This is a genomic window from Agromyces sp. PvR057 (assembly GCF_040547485.1).
Taxonomy (GTDB): Bacteria; Actinomycetota; Actinomycetes; order Actinomycetales; family Microbacteriaceae; genus Agromyces.
The window spans coordinates 56,812-79,136 of the sequence record NZ_JBEPPT010000004.1 but is presented as its reverse complement, the minus strand read 5'-3'; the positions used below and the strand labels follow the sequence as shown (position 1 = coordinate 79,136).

The 22,325-nt window shown below is 71.4% G+C and carries 19 protein-coding genes; 15 read left to right on the top strand and 4 right to left on the bottom strand.

Annotation, left to right across the window (positions count from 1 at the left end; translation table 11 throughout):
• The first annotated feature begins 50 nt into the window (after nt 1-50).
• Both nrdR and ABIC29_RS15000 read left to right on the top strand, forming a co-directional pair.
• Nucleotides 51-524 (top strand): transcriptional regulator NrdR, encoded by a 474-nt coding sequence (nrdR, locus tag ABIC29_RS15005; RefSeq protein WP_055858480.1) that lies wholly within the window; start codon nt 51-53, stop codon nt 522-524.
• A gap of 68 nt (nt 525-592) precedes the next feature.
• Nucleotides 593-1,651, top strand: coding sequence for a quinone-dependent dihydroorotate dehydrogenase (locus ABIC29_RS15000; RefSeq protein ID WP_116085491.1), 1,059 nt, complete (start codon nt 593-595; stop codon nt 1,649-1,651).
• Between the two features lie 77 nt (nt 1,652-1,728).
• On the opposite strand, the gene ABIC29_RS14995 is transcribed toward ABIC29_RS15000, so the two are convergent.
• Entirely contained in the window at nt 1,729-2,787 is a 1,059-nt protein-coding gene (locus ABIC29_RS14995) for an App1 family protein phosphatidate phosphatase (RefSeq protein WP_116085101.1), read from the bottom strand.
• A 109-nt stretch (nt 2,788-2,896) separates the two neighbouring features.
• Here ABIC29_RS14995 and ABIC29_RS14990 point away from each other — a divergent pair, with 109 nt between their 5' ends.
• The 5 genes from ABIC29_RS14990 to ABIC29_RS14970 all read left to right on the top strand — a co-directional run bounded on the left by ABIC29_RS14990 (nt 2,897) and on the right by ABIC29_RS14970 (nt 7,003).
• On the top strand, nt 2,897-3,556 hold the full coding sequence (locus ABIC29_RS14990) for a TetR/AcrR family transcriptional regulator (RefSeq protein WP_116085098.1): 660 nt from the start codon (nt 2,897-2,899) through the stop codon (nt 3,554-3,556).
• A 174-nt stretch (nt 3,557-3,730) separates the two neighbouring features.
• A complete protein-coding gene (locus ABIC29_RS14985) occupies nt 3,731-4,600 on the top strand; it encodes an ABC transporter ATP-binding protein (RefSeq protein ID WP_116085095.1) in 870 nt (289 codons plus the stop codon).
• Nucleotides 4,597-5,292: an ABC transporter permease gene (locus tag ABIC29_RS14980; RefSeq protein WP_116085093.1), complete on the top strand. Its 696-nt coding sequence runs from the start codon at nt 4,597-4,599 to the stop codon at nt 5,290-5,292. Before ABIC29_RS14985 ends, ABIC29_RS14980 begins: the two co-directional genes overlap by 4 nt.
• Entirely contained in the window at nt 5,289-6,068 is a 780-nt protein-coding gene (locus tag ABIC29_RS14975) for an ABC transporter permease (RefSeq protein ID WP_354246612.1), read from the top strand. Before ABIC29_RS14980 ends, ABIC29_RS14975 begins: the two co-directional genes overlap by 4 nt.
• Before the next feature lie 2 nt (nt 6,069-6,070).
• Entirely contained in the window at nt 6,071-7,003 is a 933-nt protein-coding gene (locus ABIC29_RS14970) for an ABC transporter substrate-binding protein (protein WP_158551853.1), read from the top strand.
• Here ABIC29_RS14970 and ABIC29_RS14965 read toward each other — a convergent pair.
• Genes ABIC29_RS14965 through ABIC29_RS14955 form a run of 3 tightly spaced genes read right to left on the bottom strand, consistent with a single transcriptional unit; the run spans nt 7,000 to nt 8,977 of the window.
• Nucleotides 7,000-7,704 carry a DedA family protein gene (locus tag ABIC29_RS14965; protein ID WP_116085086.1) on the bottom strand — a complete coding sequence of 235 codons (705 nt, stop codon included), beginning with the start codon at nt 7,702-7,704 and terminating at the stop codon, nt 7,000-7,002. The two genes, ABIC29_RS14970 and ABIC29_RS14965, sit on opposite strands and share 4 nt — an antisense overlap.
• Before the next feature lie 41 nt (nt 7,705-7,745).
• On the bottom strand, nt 7,746-8,600 hold the full coding sequence (locus ABIC29_RS14960) for a M56 family metallopeptidase (RefSeq protein ID WP_116085084.1): 855 nt from the start codon (nt 8,598-8,600) through the stop codon (nt 7,746-7,748).
• A 2-nt stretch (nt 8,601-8,602) separates the two neighbouring features.
• Nucleotides 8,603-8,977 carry a BlaI/MecI/CopY family transcriptional regulator gene (locus ABIC29_RS14955; protein WP_116085082.1) on the bottom strand — a complete coding sequence of 125 codons (375 nt, stop codon included), beginning with the start codon at nt 8,975-8,977 and terminating at the stop codon, nt 8,603-8,605.
• 87 nt (nt 8,978-9,064) lie between these two features.
• On the opposite strand from ABIC29_RS14955, the gene ABIC29_RS14950 reads away from it, so the two are divergent.
• From ABIC29_RS14950 to ABIC29_RS14915, 8 genes are all read left to right on the top strand, one after another.
• Complete coding sequence (locus ABIC29_RS14950) at nt 9,065-10,477, top strand: cytochrome ubiquinol oxidase subunit I (protein WP_116085080.1); 1,413 nt, start codon at nt 9,065-9,067, stop codon at nt 10,475-10,477.
• Nucleotides 10,478-10,489: 12 nt separating this feature from the next.
• Nucleotides 10,490-11,494, top strand: a complete 1,005-nt coding sequence (gene cydB / locus ABIC29_RS14945) for a cytochrome d ubiquinol oxidase subunit II (RefSeq protein ID WP_116085077.1) — start codon at nt 10,490-10,492, stop codon at nt 11,492-11,494.
• Nucleotides 11,495-11,496: 2 nt separating this feature from the next.
• Nucleotides 11,497-13,128, top strand: a complete 1,632-nt coding sequence (gene cydD / locus ABIC29_RS14940; protein ID WP_354246602.1) for a thiol reductant ABC exporter subunit CydD — start codon at nt 11,497-11,499, stop codon at nt 13,126-13,128.
• Complete coding sequence (locus ABIC29_RS14935; protein ID WP_354246599.1) at nt 13,121-14,875, top strand: amino acid ABC transporter ATP-binding/permease protein; 1,755 nt, start codon at nt 13,121-13,123, stop codon at nt 14,873-14,875. Before cydD ends, ABIC29_RS14935 begins: the two co-directional genes overlap by 8 nt.
• 9 nt (nt 14,876-14,884) lie before the next feature.
• Nucleotides 14,885-16,414: an aminodeoxychorismate synthase component I gene (pabB, locus tag ABIC29_RS14930; RefSeq protein WP_354246596.1), complete on the top strand. Its 1,530-nt coding sequence runs from the start codon at nt 14,885-14,887 to the stop codon at nt 16,412-16,414.
• 81 nt (nt 16,415-16,495) lie between these two features.
• Entirely contained in the window at nt 16,496-19,063 is a 2,568-nt protein-coding gene (gene leuS / locus ABIC29_RS14925; RefSeq protein ID WP_354246593.1) for a leucine--tRNA ligase, read from the top strand.
• 91 nt (nt 19,064-19,154) lie between these two features.
• The gene (locus ABIC29_RS14920) at nt 19,155-19,916 is read left to right on the top strand and encodes a ComEA family DNA-binding protein (protein WP_354246590.1); all 762 of its coding nucleotides are present in this window, start codon (nt 19,155-19,157) and stop codon (nt 19,914-19,916) included.
• Nucleotides 19,917-22,325, top strand: a complete 2,409-nt coding sequence (locus tag ABIC29_RS14915; RefSeq protein ID WP_354246587.1) for a ComEC/Rec2 family competence protein — start codon at nt 19,917-19,919, stop codon at nt 22,323-22,325.

Genomic DNA, 22,325 nt, shown 5'->3' with positions numbered 1-22,325 from the left:
CGCTCGCCTTCGGGCGCCGGCCGTTCCGACCCCGCTAGGCTGGGAGCACCATGTACTGTCCGTTCTGCCGCCACCCGGATTCCCGAGTCATCGATTCCCGCACGAGCGACGACGGGCTCTCGATCCGTCGTCGTCGCCAGTGCCCGGAATGCGGCGGGCGGTTCTCGACCACCGAGACGGCGAGCCTCTCGGTCACGAAGCGCAGCGGGGTGACCGAGCCGTTCAGCCGCGAGAAGGTCGTGCTCGGCGTCAAGAAGGCCTGCCAGGGGCGTCCGGTCACCGACTCCGACCTCGCGCTGCTCGCGCAGACGGTCGAGGAGACGATCCGGTCGACCGGCACGTCGCAGATCGAGGCCAACGACATCGGCCTCGCGATCCTGCCGCCCCTGCGCGACCTCGACGAGGTGGCGTACCTGCGCTTCGCGAGCGTCTACCAGGCGTTCGAGTCGCTCGACGACTTCGAGTCGGCCATCGACCAGCTGCGCGAGGCGCACGGCCGCCTCCCCGCACGCCCGGTGGAGTAGCCGGTCGAGCAGCACGGTCGAGCCGCACGCGTCGACGGGCGTCGAACTCCGATAGCCTGATGGGCGGCATGTACCGACTCCTCTTCTCCCTCGTCCTGTCCCGCATGGACCCCGAAGACGCGCATCACCTCGCGTTCCGGGTGATCCGCGCACTGCCCACGCTCGGCGTCGGGCGGGTGGTCGAGCAGTTCACGAAGCCCGACCCCGCACTCGCGGTCGAGGCCCTCGGGCTCTCGTTCCCATCGCCGTTCGGCGTCGCCGCGGGCTTCGACAAAGACGGCTTCGCGGTGCGCGGGCTCGGCAACCTGGGCTTCGGCCACGTCGAGGTCGGCACGATCACCGCGATCGCCCAGCCGGGCAACGAACGCCCGCGCCTGTTCCGCCTGGTCGGCGACCGCGCGCTCGTGAACCGCATGGGCTTCAACAACGGCGGTGCGGATGCCGCAGTCGGCCGCCTGTCGCGCCTGGCACGTCGACGGCATCGGCCCGTGCTCGGCGTGAACATCGGCAAGAGCCGGGTCACGGCCGTCGAGGACGCGGTCGGCGACTACGAACGCAGTACGCGGGTGCTCGCCCCCTACGCCGACTACCTCGTGGTGAACGTGAGCTCGCCGAACACCCCCGGCCTCCGCGGCCTGCAGGAGCTCGATGCGCTCGCCCCGCTGCTCGAGGCGGTCCGCGCCTCGGCGGGCAGCACGCCGCTGCTCGTGAAGATCGCCCCCGACCTCGGCGACGACGAGGTGGTGCGCATCTGCGAGCTCGCGACGCGCCTCGGGCTCGACGGCATCATCGCGACGAACACGACCATCTCCCGCGAGGGGCTGCGCGCCTCCGCCGCCGAGGTCGAGCGCATCGGCGCCGGCGGGCTCTCGGGCGCGCCGCTCGCGGCCCGTTCGCTCGAGGTGCTTCAGCTCGTGCGCCGCAACGTCCCCGAGGGGATGTGCGTGATCTCGGTCGGCGGCGTCGAGACGGCCGCCGACGTGCAGGCGCGACTCGATGCCGGCGCGGACCTCGTGCAGGGGTACTCCGCGTTCATCTACCTCGGCCCGCTGTGGGCGCGCCAGGTCAACCGGGGACTCGCGCGCATCCGTCGCGAACGCGCGGCCGCGGCATCCGTCACCGCCTGATCGTCGGCGCAGCGGCGCTGCGTTCGGCGCCGCACCGCACGATCGCGCCGCGATGATGCGTGTGCGATCGCCGCGGCTCAGAGAAGGCCGGCCTCGGCGAGCTGGTCGGCCATCGCCGAGCCGTCGCTCGCCGACACCCACGGCACCGTGACGTGGACCTGCGACGCCTTGCCTCGCCCGCCCGCGAGCACCGCCTCGCCCTTCGAGAGCTGCCGGATGGCGATCGCGGCGACGTTGTCGGGGAACTCGGCGGCGAAGTCGGCGTAGATCACCTCGTCGTGCTGGCCGTCGTCGCCGATCAGGAGCCATCGCACGCTCGGGAACTCCTCGGCGAGGCGGCGGAGGTTCTCCTCCTTGTGCGCACGACCGCTGCGGAACCACCGATCGTGCGTCGGACCCCAGTCGGTGAGCAGCAGCGGCCCTGCCGGGTAGAGGTTGCGGGACAGGAACCGGTTGAGCGTCGGAGCGACGTTCCACGCGCCCGTCGAGAGGTAGACGACCGGCACGCCGGGGTGGGCGCGCACGAGACGGTCGTAGAGCACCGCCATGCCCTGCGTGGGCATGCGCGCGTGCTCGTCGAGCACGAACGTGTTCCAGAAGGCGACGAACGGCCGGGGGAGCGCCGTGACCATGACGGTGTCGTCGACGTCGGAGATGACGCCGAAGGATGCGTCGGGGTCGAGCACCTGGATGGGCGCGGTCACCTTCTCGGAGCCGGCCGTGCTGAGCGTCGCCTCGTGCCAGCCGGGCGTCAACGAGACCGGGACGCGCGTGTCGACCACGCCGCCGCGGTCGGTGAGGACCTCGATGCGCTGGCCGCCGACCTCGATGACGACGGGCACGTCCCCGACCGGAGCGCTCGTGAAGCTGCGCCAACCTCGGATGCCCTGCTCGCGCCGCTTGCGTCGGCGCGGCGAGGTGTCGTCGGCCGGGATCTGCCGGCTGAGCAGCACCCGGCAGAGCACTCGGACCCATTCGGTCGAACCGTAGCCCGTGTAGGGCACGACCGTCGGCACCTGCCCGCGGCTGCGCGCCCAGCGCACATGCTGGACGTGGATCCAGTCCTCGATGCGCGCGGCACGATGCCGGACCTGGCGCTCGCGGGATCCGGCCGGATCAGGGGGGCTCGCCGGCATCCCACCAGTCTGTCATGCCGGAGCGGACGCACGTGAAACGCACAGGTGTCGTGGTCATCGAGGCCCTTCGACGGCCGGTAGAGTTGACCGCGCAAACTGAGGAGGTTCCGTGCCGAATGTCGACCTGATCCTCGGGGCCGATTCGAGCAGGAAACGCTCAGTCCGCACCGAGCCGACCCAACGACGCAGTTCGCAGCGACTCGACGCCCTGCTCGACGCTGCGGCCGAGATCGTCGACGAGTCCGGGTTCGAGCGACTCACCACGCAGATGGTCGCCGAGCGCGCCGGAGCCTCGATCGGCACGGTATACCGCTACTTCCCCGACCGCGTCGCCGTGGTCGAGGCGCTGCGCGAGCGCGCCATCCGGCGGTACCGCGAGCGCGTCGCCGACGAGCTCGAGCGGCACACGCCGGCCACCTGGTGGGACCTCATCGACATCGCGCTCGACGCCTGCATCGCGCTCTACCGCGACGAGCCCGGCTTCACGGTCGTGCACGCCGGTCGCCGCGAGCGCGACGCCGACCACGAGCCCGAGTTCGCCGGGCGCATGGCGCAGCTGATCGCGGCCGAGTTCGAGATCGACCTCGAGGCCGAGGAGCTGGGATTCCGCATCGGCATCGCACTCGAGGTGGCCGATTCGCTCATCAACCGGGCGTTCGAGCGCTCGATCGAGGGCGACGAGCGCTACCTCGCCGAGGCCCGTGCCCTCGTGCAGTCCTACCTGCGCGAGCACCTCGGCACGCCCCGCGCGGCCAGCAACGCCGCCTGAGCCGGCCCGAGCCGACCATTCGCGGCCCGTCGGAGCCGCGCGCCGCCGCCGATCACCGCACTCCGTGACGCGGTCTTGCGACGCGCGCGGCCTTCGCGTTGCCTCGTGCCCGAATAGGTGTTTGGCTTGGGGCTTGCAGTTCGAACGACCGTTCGAACAGGGTGTGAGGCGGCCATGATCGAATTCCGCGGTGTCACGAAGCAGTATCCCGACGGCACGCTCGCGATCGAACACGTCGACATCGTGATCGAGCCGCGCACCACCACGGTGCTCGTCGGGTCGTCCGGGTCCGGCAAGACCACGCTGCTGCGCATGATCAACCGCATGGTCGATCCCACGGGCGGCCAGGTGCTCATCGACGGCACCGACGTCGCGACGGTCGACCCGGTGCGCCTGCGCCGCGGCATCGGCTACGTGATGCAGAACGGCGGGTTGCTGCCGCATCGTCGCATCATCGACAACGTCGCAACGGTCCCGTTGCTTCGCGGCGTCGCGAAATCGGAGGCCCGGCTGCGCTCTCTCGAACTCCTCGACACGGTGGGGCTCGACCGCGGGCTGGCCGACAAGTATCCGAGCCAGCTGTCCGGCGGACAGCAGCAGCGGGTCGGCGTGGCACGTGCCCTCGCGGCGGATCCGAACATCCTGCTGATGGACGAGCCGTTCGGTGCGGTCGACCCGATCGTGCGACTCGAGCTCCAGACCGAACTGCGCCGGCTCCAGAGCGCCCTCGGCAAGACCGTGGTCTTCGTGACCCACGACATCGACGAGGCCTTCGCCCTGGCCGACCAGATGATCATCCTCCGCACCGGCGGCGTCGTCGCCCAGGTCGGCACGCCGGCCGAGGTGCTCGCCCACCCCGCGGACGACTTCGTCGCGTCGTTCATCGGGGTTGATCGCGGCCAGCGCCGACTGCGGCTGGAACCGCGCGATCCGGTGAGCGGCCGGATCCTCGTCGTCGACTCCGCCGGCCGGCCCGCCGGCCTCATCGAGGACGACAGCGTGTCGGCCGGAGACCGCACGTCGCCGGTCGCGAACGCCTCATGAACTGGCTCATCTCGAACTTCGACCTCGTCGTGGGACTGACCGTGAACCACGTGCGTCTCAGCATCGTCCCGATCGTCGTCGGGTTCGTCATCGCGGTGCCGCTCGCCCGCATCGCCGTGACCGGGCGTACGGCGCGCGGCATCATCATCACGTCGACGAGCCTGCTCTACACGATCCCGTCGCTGCCGTTGTTCGTGATCCTCCCCGCCATCCTCGGAACCAAGGTGCTGAGCGACATCAACCTCATCGTCGCCCTGTCGATCTATGCGGTCGCGATCATGGTGCGCGCCGCCGCCGATGCCTTCGCCTCGGTCTCGATCGACGTCAAGCAGGCCTCGCTCGCGATGGGGTACTCCCGGTGGCAGCAGTTCTGGCGTGTCGAGTTCCCGCTCGCCGGCCCGGTGCTGCTCGCGGGCATGCGGGTCGTGTCGGTCTCCACCATCGCGCTCGTCTCGGTCGGCGTCCTGATCGGATCCGAGAACCTCGGCTACCTGTTCACCAACGGCAAGCAGCGCAACATCCTCGAGGAGGTCGCGACGGGCATCGTCGCGAGCCTGCTCATCGCACTCGTCTTCGACGTGATCCTCGTGCTGCTCGGCCGCCTGCTGCTGCCCTGGAACCGCAAGGGCGGCTCCAAGCCGGTCCAGACCGACTCGGTGCGCCTTCCGATCACGGTGGGTGACGTCGGATGAACCTCTTCATCGACGCCTTCGCCTGGATCCTCAATCCGGCCAACTGGGTCGCCGGAGCCCAATCGCCGCTGCCGATCCAGGACCGCATCGCCGAACACCTGCTCTACACCTTCGTCGCCGTGCTCATCGCAGCGGGCATCGCCCTGCCGCTCGGCTTCTACATCGGCCACACGGGCAAGGGCAGGCAGTTCGTCATCTCGTTCACGGGCGGCATGCGAGCCCTCCCGACCCTCGGTGTGCTGTTCTTCCTCACGATGGTCCTCGGCTACTCGATGGTCAGCACCACGGCCAACTTCCTCGGCACGATGATCGCCCTCGTGCTCCTCGCGATCCCGTCGATCCTCGCCGGTGCGTACTCGGGGCTCGAGTCCGTCGATCGGCAGACCATCGACTCCGCTCGTGCGAACGGCATGACGGAGCTGCAGATCCTCACCAAGGTCGAGATCCCGCTGTCGCTTCCGCTCATCGTCGGGGGGCTGCGTTCCGGCGTGCTGCAGGTCATCGCGACGGTCGTGATCGCGTCCTACGTCGGCCTCGGCGGCCTCGGACGGATCATCGCGAGCGGAATCGGGTTGAACGACTACGACCGCATCCTCGGCGGTGCCATCCTCATCACCGCACTCGCCCTCCTCGTGGACGGCGTCTTCGCGGTCATCCAGAGACTCACTGCGACACCTGGTGTCGGCCGTCCGGCCGAGACTGGTCGGAGTGCTGTTCGTCGGCAGGCACAGCGTCAGCCGGCAACGGTGGGAACACCGAACCAAGAGAGGGAATGACCATGAGCATGTTCAAGAAGGGCCGGATCGCCGCAGGCGTTGTCGCGGTCGGGGCCATGGTGGCCCTGGCAGGGTGCGCATCAGGAGATCCCACCGCTCCCGAGACCGACGCCGCCGGAGGCAGCGGCGACGCCATCGTCGTGGGTTCGTTCGCGTTCCCCGAGAGCGAGATCCTCGGCGAGATCTACGCCCAGGCGCTCACGGCCCAGGGCTTCGACGTCTCGACGAAGTTCAACATCGGACCGCGCCAGCAGACCATCCCGGCGCTGCAGGACGGATCGATCAACCTGATCCCCGAGTACAACGGCAACCTGCTGGCGTACTACGACCCCGAGTTCGCCGAGCGCACGACCGAGGACGTCGACGCCGCACTGGTCGACGCGGTTGCGGCTGACGACCTCGTCGTCTATGCCTCGGCAGAGGCCGAGGACAAGGACGCCTACGTCGTCACGAGCGAGTTCGCCACCGCGAACAACCTGAAGGCGATCGGCGACCTCGCTGCCGTGCAGCCGTTCAGCCTGGGCGCCAACCCGCAGTTCGCCGAACTCGGGTACGGCATCCCGGGGCTCGCGTCGGTCTACGGCGTGGCGGATGTCACGTTCGTGCCGTACGAGGACTACGGCGGACCCGACACGGTCAAGGCGCTGACCGACGACACCGTCCAGGTCGCCGACATCTACACGACGTCGCCCGACCTGAAGGCCAAGGATCTCGTCGTGCTCGACGACCCCGAGAACCTGATCGCGGCGCAGAACGTCATTCCGCTGCTCTCGAGCTCGATCGCCTCGGACGAGTTGCAGGAGGCGCTCGACGCCATCTCGGCCCAGCTCACGACCGACGACCTCATCGACCTGCGCAATCGGGTCGAGGGTGACGAGAAGGCCTCCGCGAACACGGCCGCGAAGGACTGGCTCACCGAGAACGGCCTGATCTAGGCGCCATCGGCATCGAGGGGGTCGGGGACTTCGGTCACCGGCCCCTTCGGCCGTTCCGTCGCGGCATCCGTCATATGGCGTGCCTCGGAACGGACGAGCCACCGCTTGACCGCCCACACGACCACGAGGAACACGACGATGACCGCGACGAAGAGGTACCCGGCCCAGTGCAGGTCGCGGCTGAGCTCGCGGTAGCCGCCGGCGGCCGCGGCGCCGACCGAGACGTACGCGAACGCCCAGAGCACGCAGGCCGGCACGGTCCACGCCATGAACTTGCGGTAGCGCATGTCGCTCATGCCGACCGTCAGCGGGATGAGCGAGTGCAGCACGGGCAGGAATCGCGAGACGAAGACCGCCGGGCCGCCGCGGCGCGCGAGGTAGACCTGCGCGCGCCGCCAGTTGTGCTCGCCGATGCGACGGCCGAGCCGGGAGCGCTGGATGCGGGGTCCGAACCAACGGCCGAGCGCGAAGCCGATGCTCTCGCCGACGAGGGCGCCGATGATCACCGCGAAGGTGAGGGCGAGGTACTCGACCACGCCGTCGACCGCGGTCGACGCGACCAGCACGATGGTGTCGCCCGGAACGACGAGGCCGATCAGCACCGAGGTCTCCAACATGATGCCGAGTCCGGCCAGCAGCGTGCGTGCGACCGGGTCGACGCTCTGCACCGTGTCCAGGATCCAGTCGAGGATCTCGTTCATCGTTCGAGCGTAACCGCGGCGGCCGGGCGGTGCATCAGACCTCAGGGTGATTCAGGGGCGTACCCGGGGTTGACCCCGAGTCGTGCGAGCCGAGCCGTGAGCATCTCGAGATCGGGGGAGATGCCGCCGGAATCCGCGTAGGCGCCCGGCTCGCCCGCGCTGCCGACCAGCACGATCGCGGAGCGCAGCGTGGCATCGCCGACCTCGCGCCTGGCTTCGTCGTCGGCGAGCATCTCGGTCAGGAGCGCGACGGCGCGCTCGGCCCGATTCGCGATCGGGAACCACGGCAGCGCACTGTGCCAGGCGCGGAACGAGAGCAGGACGAGGTGATGGAACTGGTCGAGGTGGGCGCGCTCGTGCGCGATGACGGCGGCGAGCTCATCGGGCTCGAGCACGTCGACGAGTCCGTCGGTCAGCACGGTCGCGGTGCGGATGCCGGGGACGCAGTAGGCGAGCGGCTCGGGGTGCGCCAGCACCCGGGTGCGCGGCACGCCCGGCATCGGGTCGCCGAGCAGGGCGATGAGCTGGTGCTGGCGACGCCGTTCGCGTTCGGCGCGGACCGCCGTGAGCCCGAGGTTCAGGAGCAGGTGGATCGCGAGGCCGATGGCGAGCGTGATCGAGGCGAGGTGCACGACGGCGTACTCGGCGGGGATCGCCCCGTGCAGGGCGGCAGGCAGGAGGTGGTCGACGGCCGCCGCCAGGGATCCGGCGGGCGAGGCGCCGAAGGCGAGGAGGGAGCCGATCATCGAGAGCGCGCCCGCGAGGGCGATCGCCTGCCAGAGCGCGAGGGCGACCGCGGGGGAGCGCGACGGCCAGGCGGCACGGGACAGCGCCATGGGCACCGGCCAGGCCAGGGCGGCGGCGAGCGCGCCGAGCACGACGGCGGCGACGAGCATGGTCAGTGGTGCGCGAGTTCGTCGAGGAGGCGGCGCAGGGTCGCGGCCTCCCGATCGCTCACCGTGCCGACGAAGCGGGCGAGTGCGGCATCGCGGTCGCTCGAGCGATCGAGCACCTCGTGCATGAGCTCGGCGGTGTGCTCTTCGCGGGAGAGCAGCGCCCGGTAGCGGTGCGGGCGCTGGTCGCGGGAGCGGGTGACGAAACCCTTGCGCTCGAGCCGGGAGAGCACGGTCAGCACCGTGGTGGTGGCGACGGCGCGCCCGCTGGAGTCGGGCCGAAGCACGAGGGCGTCGCGGAGCTCGTTCGCGGTCACATCGGCGTCGCTGTTCCAGAGGACCTCCATCACGGAGCGCTCCAACTCGCCAAGACTCGCCATGCATCAAGACTACCGCCGCGAGCCTGAATGTTCTACGCTCTGTAGAAGAACGACTCGGCGTGGCACCACCACGTGAAAGGGGCATCCGTGAACGACCTGCTCGATCCGCTGCTGCTCGCCCGATGGCAGTTCGGCCTCACGACCGTCTACCACTTCCTCTTCGTGCCGATCACGATCGGGCTCGCCACGAGCACCGCGGTCTTCCAGACCGCCTGGTACCGCACGGGCAAGTCCGAGTACCTGCGCATCACGCGCTTCTTCGGCAACATCTTCCTGATCAACTTCGCCATGGGCGTCGTCACCGGCATCGTGCAGGAGTTCCAGTTCGGCATGAACTGGTCGGAGTACTCCCGGTTCGTGGGCGACGTGTTCGGCGCCCCGCTCGCGATGGAGGGCCTGCTCGCCTTCTTCTTCGAGGCGACGATGATCGGCCTGTGGATCTTCGGCTGGGACAAGCTGCCCCGCGGCATCCACCTCGCGACGATCTGGGCGACCGCGATCGGCACGATCCTGTCGGCCTACTTCATCCTCGCGGCGAACGCGTTCATGCAGAACCCGGTCGGCTACGAGCTGAACGCCGAGAGCGGCCGCGCCGAACTCGTCGACATCGGAGCGCTCCTGACGAACCGGGTCGCCCTCGCGGCGTTCCCGCACACCATCGCCGCGAGCTTCATGGTCGCCGCCGGCCTCATCATCAGCGCCGCCGCCTGGCACCTGGCCCGCAACCAGCACATCGACACCATGCGGCCCGCGCTCAAGTACGGCCTCTGGCTCATGGTCGGCTCGGGCATCCTCACGACGCTGTTCGGCGACCAGCTGAGCCTCGCGATGGTCGCGACGCAGCCCATGAAGATGGCCGCCGCCGAGGCCACGTTCGACACGGTCTGCGGGGCCGACGCCTCGTTCTCGATCTTCACCCTCGGCACGCCCGACGGCTCGAGCGAGCTCTTCTCGATCCGCATCCCCTACCTGCTCTCGTTCCTGTCGACGCACACGTTCGACGGCTGCGTCGAGGGCATCAACGACCTGCAGGCGCAGTACACCGAGCAGTTCGGCCCCGGCGACTACACCCCGATCCTCTGGGTCACCTACTGGGCGTTCCGCTGGATGATCGGCCTCGGCCTCCTGCACGTCGTCATCGCGGTCGTCGGCCTCTGGGTCACCCGCAAGGGACGCATGCCGAAGCAGGCATGGGTCTGGAAGGTCGCGATCTGGAGCTTCCCGCTGTCGCTGCTCGCGATGAGCGTCGGGTGGGTCTTCACCGAGATGGGCCGCCAACCCTGGATCGTGTTCAGCCTCATGAAGACCGAGTCGGGCGTCTCACCGTATGTCACCGGGCTCGACGTGCTCATCTCGCTCGTCGCGTTCACGTTGATCTACGGCATCCTCGCGGTCGTCGAGGTGCGGCTCATCATCCAGGCGATCCGCAAAGGGCCGCCCGAGGTCGGCGATCCAGACCCCGAGACCGGCAAGATCGAACCCGCGACGACGGTCTACTAGGAGGCGACGGACATGGATCTCGCAACACTCTGGTTCTGGATCGTCGCGTTCCTGTTCATCGGGTACTTCGTGCTCGACGGGTTCGACTTCGGCGTCGGCATGTCGCTGCCGTTCCTCGGCAAGGACGACACCGATCGGCGCGTGCTCATCAACACCATCGGCCCCGTGTGGGACCTCAACGAGACCTGGGTCATCGTCGCCGGTGCGGCGCTGTTCGCGGCGTTCCCCGAGTGGTACGCCACGCTGTTCTCGGGCTTCTACCTCGCCCTGCTGCTCATCCTGCTCGCCCTCATCGCGCGCGGCGTCTCCTTCGAGTACCGGCACAAGCGGCCCGATTCGAAGTGGAGGGCGTGGTTCGACGGCATGATCGTCGTCGGCTCGGCGGTGCCCGCCCTGCTCTGGGGCGTCGCGTTCGCGAACATCGTGGCCGGCGTGCCGCTCGACGCCGACCACAACTTCACCGGCAACCTGTTCACGCTGCTGAACCCGTACGCGCTGCTGGGCGGCCTCACGACCCTGCTGCTGTTCTTCACGCACGGCGTCGTGTTCGCGTCGCTCAAGACCGAGGGCGACCTGCGCGAGCGCGCCCGCCTCCTCGCGGTGCGCTCGGGCGCGATCACGATCGTCGTCGCGGCGAGCTTCCTGCTCTGGACCGGGTTCGCGTTCGGCACCTTCTGGTTCTGGGTCTTCGCCGCGGTGGCGGCGTTCGCCCTCATCGGCGGCTGGCTCGCGAACCTCAGGGGCGCGGAGGGCATCGCCTTCACGCTGTTCGCGGTCACGATCGCCACGGCGGTGCTCGCGCTCTTCTCCGCGCTGTTCCCCGACGTGATGCCGGCCTCGAACGATCCGGCCAACAGCCTCACGATCGAGAACGCGTCGAGCACGGAGTACACGCTCACGGTCATGAGCTGGGTCGCCCTCTTCACGCTGCCGATCGTGCTGCTCTACCAGGGCTGGACGTACTGGGTGTTCCGCAAGCGCGTCTCCCGAGCGTCGATCGAGGCTGCTGCGCACTGAACGTGAAACCCCTCGATCCACGACTCATCCGGCGCTCGCGCGCCGCCCGACGGTTCCTCCTCGTCGGCGGCGCGCTCGCCCTGCTCCAGACCGCCGCGACCATCGGACTCGCCTACGCGCTCGCGTCGCTCGTCGCGAACCTCATCGAGGGCGAGCGGATGTCGCAGGCGTGGCCACTGCTCGTGCTGCTCGTGGCCTCGGCATCCGTCCGCGCCCTGGCGGCGTGGTCGTGGGAGCTCGTCGGCTCAGCCGGGGCGATGCGCGTCAAGCAGGAGCTGCGCCGCGACCTGCTCGAGTCGATCGAATCCGCGCCTGCGGGGGTTCCGGGGTTCTCGAGCGGCCGCACGACGACCCTGCTCGGCCCCGGCCTCGACGCACTCGACGCGTACTTCGGGTCGTACCTCCCACAGCTCGTGCTGACGGTGGTGTCGACGCCGATCCTCATCGCGGTCGCGTGGGCCGCCGACCCGCTGTCCGGTCTCGTGTTCGTCATCGTGCTGCCGCTGATCCCGCTGTTCATGGCGCTCATCGGCATGGCCACGGCCGGGGTGCAGCGCCGGCAGTACGACTCGCTCGGCACCCTCTCGCACGGGTTCCTCGAGGTGGTCGGCGGGCTCTCGACGCTCATCGTGTTCGGGCGTGCGCGGCGCCAGGTCGAGCGCATCGGCGCGATCACCGACGACTTCCGCAAGCGCACGATGGCGGTGCTGCGCGTGACCTTCCTCTCCGGGTTCACGCTCGAGTTCGCGGCGAGCCTGTCGGTCGCGATCGTCGCGGTCTCGATCGGGTTCCGGCTCGTGTGGGGCGAGATCGACCTGCTGCCCGGCCTGTTCGTGCTGATCCTCGCGCCCGACATCTTCCTGCCCGTGCGCAACGTCGGGGCGGCGTTCCATGCGTCGTCGGCGGGGGTCGCGGCGTCCGACGACGCGTTCGAGCTGATCGCGGCCGCCGAGGAGCGCGCGGCCGCCGACGTGGGTGCGGCCCGTGGCGAACGGGTCGCGGATGCCGCATCCGGCGTCTCGCTCGTCGGTGCGAGCGTTCGCCGCGGCGGCGTGGTCGTGATCGACGGCGTGGATCTCGTGGCTCGCCCCGGCGACGTCGTCGCGGTCACGGGGCCGAGCGGCATCGGCAAGTCGAGCCTGTTCGCGGGGTTGCTCGGCTTCGCGCCGATGGGCGGCGAGGTGCTCGTCGACGGCGAGCCTCCGGGGGCGGCGGCCCGCGCGTCGATCGCCTGGGCGCCGCAGGGTGCGACGCTCTCCGGCGGAACGGTGACCTCGAACGTGCGCCTCGGCGCCGAGCACGCCGACCCGGCGTTCGCGCAGCGGGCCATGCGACTCGCGGCCGTCGGCCTCGACCCTGAGACCCCGGTCGGCCATGGCGGGACGGGCCTGTCCGGCGGGCAGGCGCAGCGCGTCGCGATCGCCCGCGCCCTGCACCGAGCGCTCGCGACACGGGCCACCGTCGTGCTGCTCGACGAGCCCACGTCGGCGCAGGATCCCGCGCACGAGGCCGCCATCGCGGCGGGCCTGCGCGAACTCGCCGAGGACGGCTGCCTCGTGCTCGTCGCGACCCACCGCGCCGGCGTCGTCGCCGCGGCCGACCGCACGCTCGACCTCGCGGGTGCGCATGTCTGAGCGCGGCTCCATCATGCTCCGAGCGGCGACCCCTTCGGCGGGCAGGCTCGCGCCGTCGGTACTGTCCGGCATCGCCTCCGGGTTCTCGGCGATCGCGCTGCTCGCCTGCTCGGCCTGGCTCATCGCGCGCGCGGCCGAGCAGCCGCCCGTGCTCTACCTCTCGGTCGCCGTGGTCGGGGTGCGCGCCTTCGCCCTCGGGCGGGCGGTCTTCCGCTACCTCGAGCGGCTCACGGGCCACGACGCCTCGTTCCGGCAGCTCGCCGCGATCCGCACCGGCGTGTTCGAGCGGATGCTGCCGGTGGCACCCGACGGACTCGCGGGCGCACGCCGCGGCGACCTCCTCGCCCGCTTCGTCGACGACGTCGACGAATTGCAGAACGTGCCGCTGCGCGTCGTGCAGCCGCTCGTGAGCGCGGCGATCGTCCTCATCGCCGCGATCGTGGGCGTGGCCCTGCTCGCGCCGGCCTCGGCGGTGGCCGTGCTCGCGTGCCTCGTGCTCGGCATCGGGCTCACCCTGCTCGCCCAGTCCTTCGCCTCGGCGCGCGCCCAGCGCGAACTCGCGCCGCTCCGCGGCGACCTGCAGGCCGCCGTGCTCGAGCACGTGCAGTCCGTCGACGTGCTCGTCGCGTTCGACGCCGCCGAGGGCAGCCGGGCCCGCATCGAGCGGCTCGGCGACCGGCTCGCCAGGGCGACGCGGTCCCGGATCATGGCGGCGGGCGCGGCATCCGCTGCGATGACCGCGATCGGCGGCTTCGCGGTCGCCGGCAGTCTCGCGGCCGCCGCACCCCTGCTCGAGGACGGCCGCATCGGCGGTCCGGCCTTCGCGGTGCTCGCGCTCGTGCCGCTCGCCATCGCCGAGGTCGCGGCGGCGATCCCGCTCGCGGCGACCGCCTGGCGGCAGGCGCGCACCAGCGCCGCTCGCGTCGAGTCGGCCGTGCCGGAGCAGGTGCCGGCCGGGGTGCCCGTCCCACCCGTGGAGCCCGCTGATCCGCCTCCGGCCGGCGCGCCGCCGGCGATCAGCCTGCGCGGCCTGCGGGCGTCGTGGCCGGCCGTGGCGGAGGCCGTCGCCGGTGACGGCGACCCCGCCGACGCGGCGACCACGCGGAACGGGCCGCCAGCGGCATCCGGAACCGCGCTCGTGCAGGTCGACCTCGACCTCGTGCCGGGGGAGTGCGCCCTGCTGCGCGGGCCGTCCGGAGCGGGCAAGACCACGCTCGCCCACGTGCTCGTGCGGTTCCTCGACTACGACGGTTCGTACCGGCTCGGCGGCGTCGAGGCGTCCGAGCTCGACCCCGACGCGCTCCGCCGGATCGTGGGACTCGTCGAGCAGCGGCCATGGCTCTTCGACGAATCGGTGCGGCAGAACCTGCTCTTCGCGAACGATGCGGCGACCGACGACGACCTGCTCGACGCCCTCGAGCGCGTGGGACTGCGCGACTGGGTCGCCGAGCGCGGCGGACTCGACGCGCCGGTGGGCGAACGCGGATCGCTCGTCTCCGGCGGTCAGGCGCAGCGCATCGCGCTCGCACGGGCCACGCTCGCGGGGTTCCCGGTGCTCGTGCTCGACGAGCCGACCGCGAACGTCGACGCGGCGCAGGCCAGTGCGCTCATGCACGACCTCGTCGCCGCGGCACGCGGGGCCGGCCGGACCGTGCTCGTCATCTCTCACGCGCCCGTCGACGACCGCCTCATCGATCGCACGCTCGCCATCGCCGAAGGTCGGCTCGACGGCCGCTCGACGACATAGGCTGAACGGATGCCGCGCCGAACCCGACGCCGCCGGCTCGACGGGTGGCTCGATCCGCACCTGCTCTTCCGTGCGCACTTCACCGACGCCACCCACGTGGTCTGGCTCGACGGCGGCTCCGACGCCACCAGCGGCCTCAGCGTGATCGCGTCGGCGCACGCCGGCTCCGAGCTGCTGACGGCGGATGTCTCGGCCGGCACGATCACGAGGTCGCGGCCCGCGGCATCCGCCGGTCCGGTGCTGTCGCGCACCGCGACGGTCGGCGACGTGTTCGACGTGCTCGCCGAGCGACTCGCCGAGCCCCGGGCGGACGACGCCGAGGATGCGGACGACCGCGTGGGATCGGAGACGGCCGGCGCGCCGGCGGGCCCGCTGGGCTGGTACGGCTGGTTCGGGTACGAGCTCGGCGCCGCGCTCGTGGGCGTTCCGGCGGCCGAGACCGAGACGCCCGACGCGGCGTTCCTCTGGGTCGATCGGGCGATCGTGTTCGACCACCGTGCGCGCACGGCCGATCTCGTCTGGTTGGAGGGCGGCGCCGACGTCGACGCCGATGTCGACGCCGACGGCGAGGCCGCAGCGTGGGCGCTCGACCTCGCGGCCGTCTGGGACGGCCTTCGCGGTCGGCCGGAGCCCGCCGAGCCACTCGAGACGCGCCCGGCGGAGCCGCCGGCATCCGCTCGCCCGTCACGGTCGGCGGTGCCGATGGCCAGGTGGCGCCACGATGCCGCGACCTACACGCGCCTCATCGACGCGTGCCAGCAGGCGATCCACCGCGGCGACGCCTACCAGCTGTGCCTCACGAACCGGGTCGACGTCGACGTCGCGCCCGACCCCGCGAGGACCTACCTCGCGCTGCGCCGGTCGAGCCCGACCCACCATGGCGGCTACCTCCGGTTCGGCGAGCACGCGCTGCTCAGCGCGTCGCCAGAGCTGTTCCTGCACGTCTCGCGCGACGGCGTGGTCTCGACGAAGCCGATGAAGGGCACGCGCCCTCGGCACGCCGACCCCGAGCAGGACCGGCGCCTGCGACGCGAGCTCGAGGAGAGCGACAAGGAACGCGCCGAGAACCTCATGATCGTCGACCTCATGCGCAACGACCTCGGGCGCATCGCCGAGCTCGGCACGGTCCGCGTGCCGAGCCTGCTCGCGGTCGAGGAGTACCCGCACGTGCACCAGCTCGTCTCGACGGTGCGCGCCCGCCTCCGGCATCCGCTCACCGCCGTCGACGCCGTGCGCTCGGCGTTCCCCGCCGGATCGATGACGGGCGCGCCCAAGCACAGCGCCATGCGGATCCTGCACGCGCTCGAGGGCGGGCCGCGCGGCGTCTACTCGGGCGCGTTCGGCTACCTCGCCGTCGACGGCAGCCTCGACCTCGCGATGGTCATCAGGTCGATCCTGCTCGGTCCGACCGGCGCCTCGATCGGCACGGGCGGCGGCATCACGGCGCTCTCCGTCGCCTCCGAGGAGGTCGAGGAGACCCGGATCAAGGCCCGTGCGCTGCTCGCGGTCCTGGGCGCGGCCACTGCCCAGCCCGAGTGAGTAGGCTTGATGCTCGGTGCGTCGACGTCTGGCGTGCCCTGAGCAGTGCGGGCCAACCGCATCGACACGATTGAGAGTCACGTGGCACACGATCACGACCAGGTCGACCCCGGCGCATACGACTTCGCCGCCATCCAGGCGAAGTGGCTTCCGGTGTGGGACGAGGCGAAGCCGTTCGCGGCGGGCCGCCCCGGTGACACGAAGCCGCGCAAGTACATCCTCGACATGTTCCCCTACCCCTCAGGCGACCTGCACATGGGCCACGCCGAGGCGTTCGGCTATGGCGACACCGTGGCACGCTACTGGCGCCACCAGGGCTTCGACGTGCTGCATCCGATCGGCTGGGACTCGTTCGGCCTCCCCGCCGAGAACGCGGCCATCAAGCGCGGCGTCGACCCCCGCGGCTGGACCTACGCGAACATCGAGCAGCAGAAGCGCTCGTTCCGCCAGTACGCGCCGTCGTTCGACTGGTCGCGCGAACTGCACACGAGCGACCCCGAGTACTACCGCTGGAACCAGTGGCTCTTCCTGAAGCTCTACGAGAAGGGCATCGCCTACCGCAAGGCCGGCCAGGTCAACTGGTGCCCCAACGATCAGACGGTGCTCGCCAACGAGCAGGTCATCGACGGGCACTGCGAGCGCTGCGGCGCCGTGGTCACGAAGAAGGCCCTCACGCAGTGGTACTTCCGCGTCACCGATTACGCCGACCGCCTGCTCGACGACCTGAACCAGCTCGAGGGCGCCTGGCCGTCGAAGGTGATCTCGATGCAGCGCAACTGGATCGGCCGCTCGGCCGGTGCCGACGTCGAGTTCGAGATCGAGGGCCGCGAGGAGCGCGTCCCGGTCTTCACGACGCGACCCGACACGCTCTTCGGGGCGACCTTCATGGTCGTCGCGCCCGACTCCGAACTCGCGGCAGAGCTCGCCGCGGGGGCGTCCGACGAGGTCAAGGCCCGCTTCGAGGGCTACCTCGACTCGGTGCGCACCGAGAGCGACATCGACCGCCTCGCGACCGACCGCCCCAAGTCGGGCGTGTTCCTCGAGCGCTACGCGATCAACCCCGTCAACGACGAGCGCCTGCCGATCTGGGCGGCCGACTACGTGCTGGCCGACTACGGCCACGGCGCGATCATGGCCGTGCCCGCGCACGACCAGCGCGACCTCGACTTCGCGCGCGCGTTCGACCTGCCCGTGCGCGTCGTCGTCGACACGAACCAGCCCGTCACGGGCGTGATCCCGGTGATCCCGCTCGACGAGAACGGCGACCCGTACCTCCCCGACGACCTGCCGCCGCTGAACCCCGCCGAGACGGGCGTCGCGCTCACCGGCGAGGGCCGGCTCATCAACTCCGGCCCGCTCGACGGGCTCTCGAAGTCCAACGCCATCCGCCGCGTCATCGACCTGCTCGAGCACCGCGGCCTCGGGCGCGCGGCGAAGAACTACCGCCTGCGCGACTGGCTCATCTCGCGCCAGCGGTACTGGGGCACGCCCATCCCGATCATCCACTGCGCCGACTGCGGCGAGGTGCCCGTTCCCGACAGCGACCTGCCGGTCCGGCTTCCGGATGCCGCGGGCCTCGACCTCAAGCCGAAGGGCTCGAGCCCGCTCGGCGCCGCCGAAGACTGGGTCAACGTGTCGTGCCCGAACTGCGGCGGCGCGGCGCGCCGCGACTCCGACACCATGGACACGTTCGTCGACAGCTCCTGGTACTACCTGCGCTACCTGAACCCGAACGACGAGGGCATGGCGTTCGACCCGGCCGAGGCCGAGAAGTGGGCGCCCGTCGACCAGTACGTGGGCGGCGTCGAGCACGCGATCCTGCACCTGCTCTACTCCCGCTTCATCACCAAGGTCCTCTTCGACGAGGGCTACCTGAGCTTCACCGAGCCGTTCACCTCGCTGCTGAACCAGGGCATGGTCATCATGGACGGCACCAAGATGAGCAAGTCGAAGGGCAACCTCGTCGAGTTCGCGAGCGAGCTCGGCGCCCACGGTGCCGACGCGCTGCGCGTGACGCTCGCGTTCGCCGGCCCGCCCGAAGACGACATCGACTGGGCGGACGTCTCGCCGGTCGGCGCCGCGAAGTTCCTCGCCCGCGCCTGGCGCATCTCGGGCGAGGTCACCTCGAGTCCCGACGTCGAATGGAAGACGGGCGACGCGGCGCTCCGCCGGGTCACCCACCGCCTGCTGGCCGATGCGCCCGGCCTGGTCGAGGCGTTCAAGTTCAACGTCGTCGTCGCACGCCTCATGGAGCTCGTCAACGCGACCCGCAAGGCGATCGACTCCGGCCCCGGCGCGGGCGACGCGGCGGTCCGCGAGGCGGCCGAGGTCACCGCGATGATCCTCGACCTGTTCGCGCCGTACACGGCTGAAGACATGTGGGAGCGCCTCGGCTACCAGCCGACCGTGGCCCTCGTGCCGTGGCGCAAGGCCGACCCGGCCCTCCTCGTCGAGGAGTCGGTCACCGCGATCGTGCAGGTGAACGGCAAGGTGCGCGACCGCATCGAGGTCTCGCCGAAGATCTCGGGCGACGAGCTCGAGGTGCTCGCGCGGGCGTCGGCGGCGGTCATCCGCACGATCGGCGACAGCGAGATCGTCAACGTGATCGTGCGTGCTCCGCGCCTCGTGAACATCGCGATCAAGGGCTGACCGCTCCTCCCCAGCGCACCACCGGCATCGGCCGGCCGGGTTTCGACTCGGCCGGCCGATGCCCGTTCCGGGGCGTCGATAGCGTGCGGGCATGCCCGCCGAACCCGCTCCGCTCGATGCCCGTGACGTGCACGACGCGGTCGAGGCGCGTGACGCGTTCGACGTGCTCGATCCGTCAACGCGGCGCGCCGGGCCCCGAGTGCGCATCGCCGTGGGCGCCGCCGTCGTGCTCTTCGTCGCGGCGGTCGCGGCGGCCGCCGTCATCTCGTTCGCGTCGGGCGGGGGCGGCTCGCACGAGGTCATCGGCGGCTCGGGCGCGGCGGGCGTCGGTGCCGGCGGCAGCGCGGCCGGCACGAACGATCGCTCCGATCCTGCGGGTGGCGCCGATCAGGCGGGCGGCACGGTCGGAGCGCCGCTGCCGCTGCTCGTGCACGTGCTCGGGGCCGTCGCCCGACCCGGTCTCGTCGAGCTCGACGCAGGGGCGCGCGTCGTCGACGCGGTGGCCGCGGCCGGTGGGTTCACGGCCGTCGCCGACCCCGCGGGCGTGAACCTCGCCCGTCCGGTCGTCGACGGCGAACAGCTCGTCGTGCTCGCGATCGGCCAGGTGCCGGTCGCCGACGCCGGTGGCGGCGGTGCGTCCGGGGGCGGTGCGGCATCCGACGGCCTCGTGCACCTCAACACGGCCGACGTCGCCGAGCTCGACACGCTGCCGCGCATCGGCCCCGCGCTCGCGCAGCGCATCCTCGACTACCGCGAGGCGAACGGGCCGTTCACGAGCGTCGACCAGCTGCTCGACGTCACCGGCATCGGCGACGCCGTGTTCGCGGGGCTCGCCGAACTCGTGGCGCTCTGAGTGCACGACCTGCGAATGCTGCTGCCCGCGTGCGCGGCATGGCTCGCGGCATGGGTGGCCGTCGGTGCGCCGGGGGTCGGCGTGAGCGCATGGGCGACGGTCGTGGGGTGCTGGGGCCCGGCCGTCGCCGCGATCGTCGCGCTCGGCTGGTCGACGCGGGGGCGCCCGCGGCGCGATGCGGACGGCGGACCCTCTGCGGGAGTGTCGCGTGAGCGTCGGCATGCGCCGCACCGACGGGCGGTGGTCGCCGCCGCAGCGACGATCCTCGTCGTGGCGTCCTGCGCCGCACTGGCCGCCACGAGTGCCGCCGTCGCGCTCGCGGAGCGCGAGCGTTCGCCGCTCGCCGCCGCCGCGGAGACCCGACGCACGGTCGAGGTCGTCATCGAGGCGACGACCGCCCCGCGTCCGATGCGCGCTGCGGTCTGGGCGGCCGACGAGCCGATGGTCCGGGTCGACGGCGTGCTCATCGACGTGGAGGGGAGTCGCGCGCCAGGCGTTCCCGTCACGGTCGGCCTGAGCGTTTCGACGAACGTCGAGTGGGGATCGCGCATCGCCTTCACCGCGCGCGCCCAGCAGCTGGCGACCGACGAGTCCAGCGCCTTCCGGCTCGTCTCGCCCGACCGGGTCGAGCTGGTCTCAGGGCCGCCGCCGTGGCTCGCGTGGGCCGCCGACCTGCGCCGGGGCTTCGCTGCTGCCGCGGCCGAGCTCGACGGCGATGGGGCCGCGCTCGTTCCCGGTCTCGCGATCGGCGACACGTCCGCGGTCGGCGCGGAGCTCGATGCCGCCATGAAGGCGAGTTCGCTGACGCACCTCACCGCCGTCTCCGGCGCGAACTGCGCCATCGTGACGGCGGCCGCGTTCGGCCTGGCCGCCGCGTGCGGACTCGGTCGGCGCACCCGGGTCGTCGTCGCGCTCGCATGCCTCGCCGGCTTCGTGGTGCTCGTGACGCCGCAGGCGAGCGTCATCCGGGCTGCTGCGATGGCGGTCGTGATCCTCATCGGGGTGGTGTCGTCGCGGCGAGCCGGCGGTACGTCGGCGTTGTCGGTCGCCGTCGTGCTCCTCCTCGTGCAGAATCCATGGCTCGCGCGCGACTACGGCTTCGCGTTGTCGGCCGCCGCGACCGCCGGCCTGCTCCTGCTCGCAGGCCCGCTGGCCCGTCGCCTCGCCGACGTGATGCCCACCCCGCTCGCCGTCGTGCTCGCGGTGCCGGTCGCCGCGCAGTTGGCGTGCCAGCCGGTGCTCATCCTGCTCGACCCGGCCATCGCGGTCTACGGAGTTCCGGCGAACCTGCTCGCCGCGCCCGCTGCGCCGATCGGCACCGTCGTCGGCATGCTCGGATGCCTCCTGCTGCCGCTGCTGCCATCGGTGGGGTACGCGTTCCTCCAGGTCGCGTGGGTGCCCGCGTCGTGGATCGCCCTCGTCGCGCACGGCGCGGCCGGACTGCCAGGCGGGCGTCTGCCGTGGCTCCCCGATGCAGCCGGCGCCGGCATCCTGCTCGTGGCGACGGCCCTGGCACTGTGGCTGCTGCTCGATCGCCGCGGCGCCCCGATGCTGCGGCGTTCGGCGACCGCGGCGCTGATCCTCCTCGTCGCCGTGCCGATCGGCGCCGTCGTCGGTCCGACGGCGGTCGCGCGCGCGGCGCATCCGGGGGAGTGGGATGTCGCGGACTGCGACGTGGGGCAGGGCGACGCCGTGCTCGTGCGCTCCGAGGGGGCGATCGCGCTCTTCGACACGGGCCCCGACCCGTCGGCCCTCGCGCGCTGCCTCGACCTGCTCGGCGTCGAGCGCATCGACCTGCTCGTGCTCACCCATTGGGATGCCGACCACGTCGAGGGCAGCGACGCCGTCGTCGGCATGGTGACGACGGTGATCCACGGCCCGCTCGACGATCGCCGCTCCTCGAGCGTGCTCGACCCGCTCCTCGCGGCCGGCGCGGAGGCCGTCCAGGTCGAGGTCGGCCGTCGGGGCGTGCTGGGCGACGCTCGCTGGAGGGTGCTCTGGCCGCCGGTCGACACGCCGCCGGGCAACGATGCGAGCGTCGTGGTCGAGGTCGAGGGCGGCCTCGGCCGTGCGGTGTTCCTCGGCGACCTCGGTGAGGAGGCGCAGGCCCGGCTGTTCGCATCCGCGACGCTCGGGCCCGTCGACCTCGTGAAGGTCGCCCACCACGGCTCGGCCGACCAGAGCGAGCGACTCTACGAGACGCTCTCGGCGACCGTCGGCGTCATCGGCGTCGGTGCCGACAACGGGTACGGCCATCCGACCGACCGCCTGCTCGACCTGCTCGACCGGGTGGGCACCGTGCCGGTGCGAAGCGACCGTTCCGGGACGTCGTTGCTGACGGCGAACGGCGACGGCGGGTTCGCGCTGTGGACCGAGCGCGACGCGGGTGATGTCGCACCCCGCCCGTAG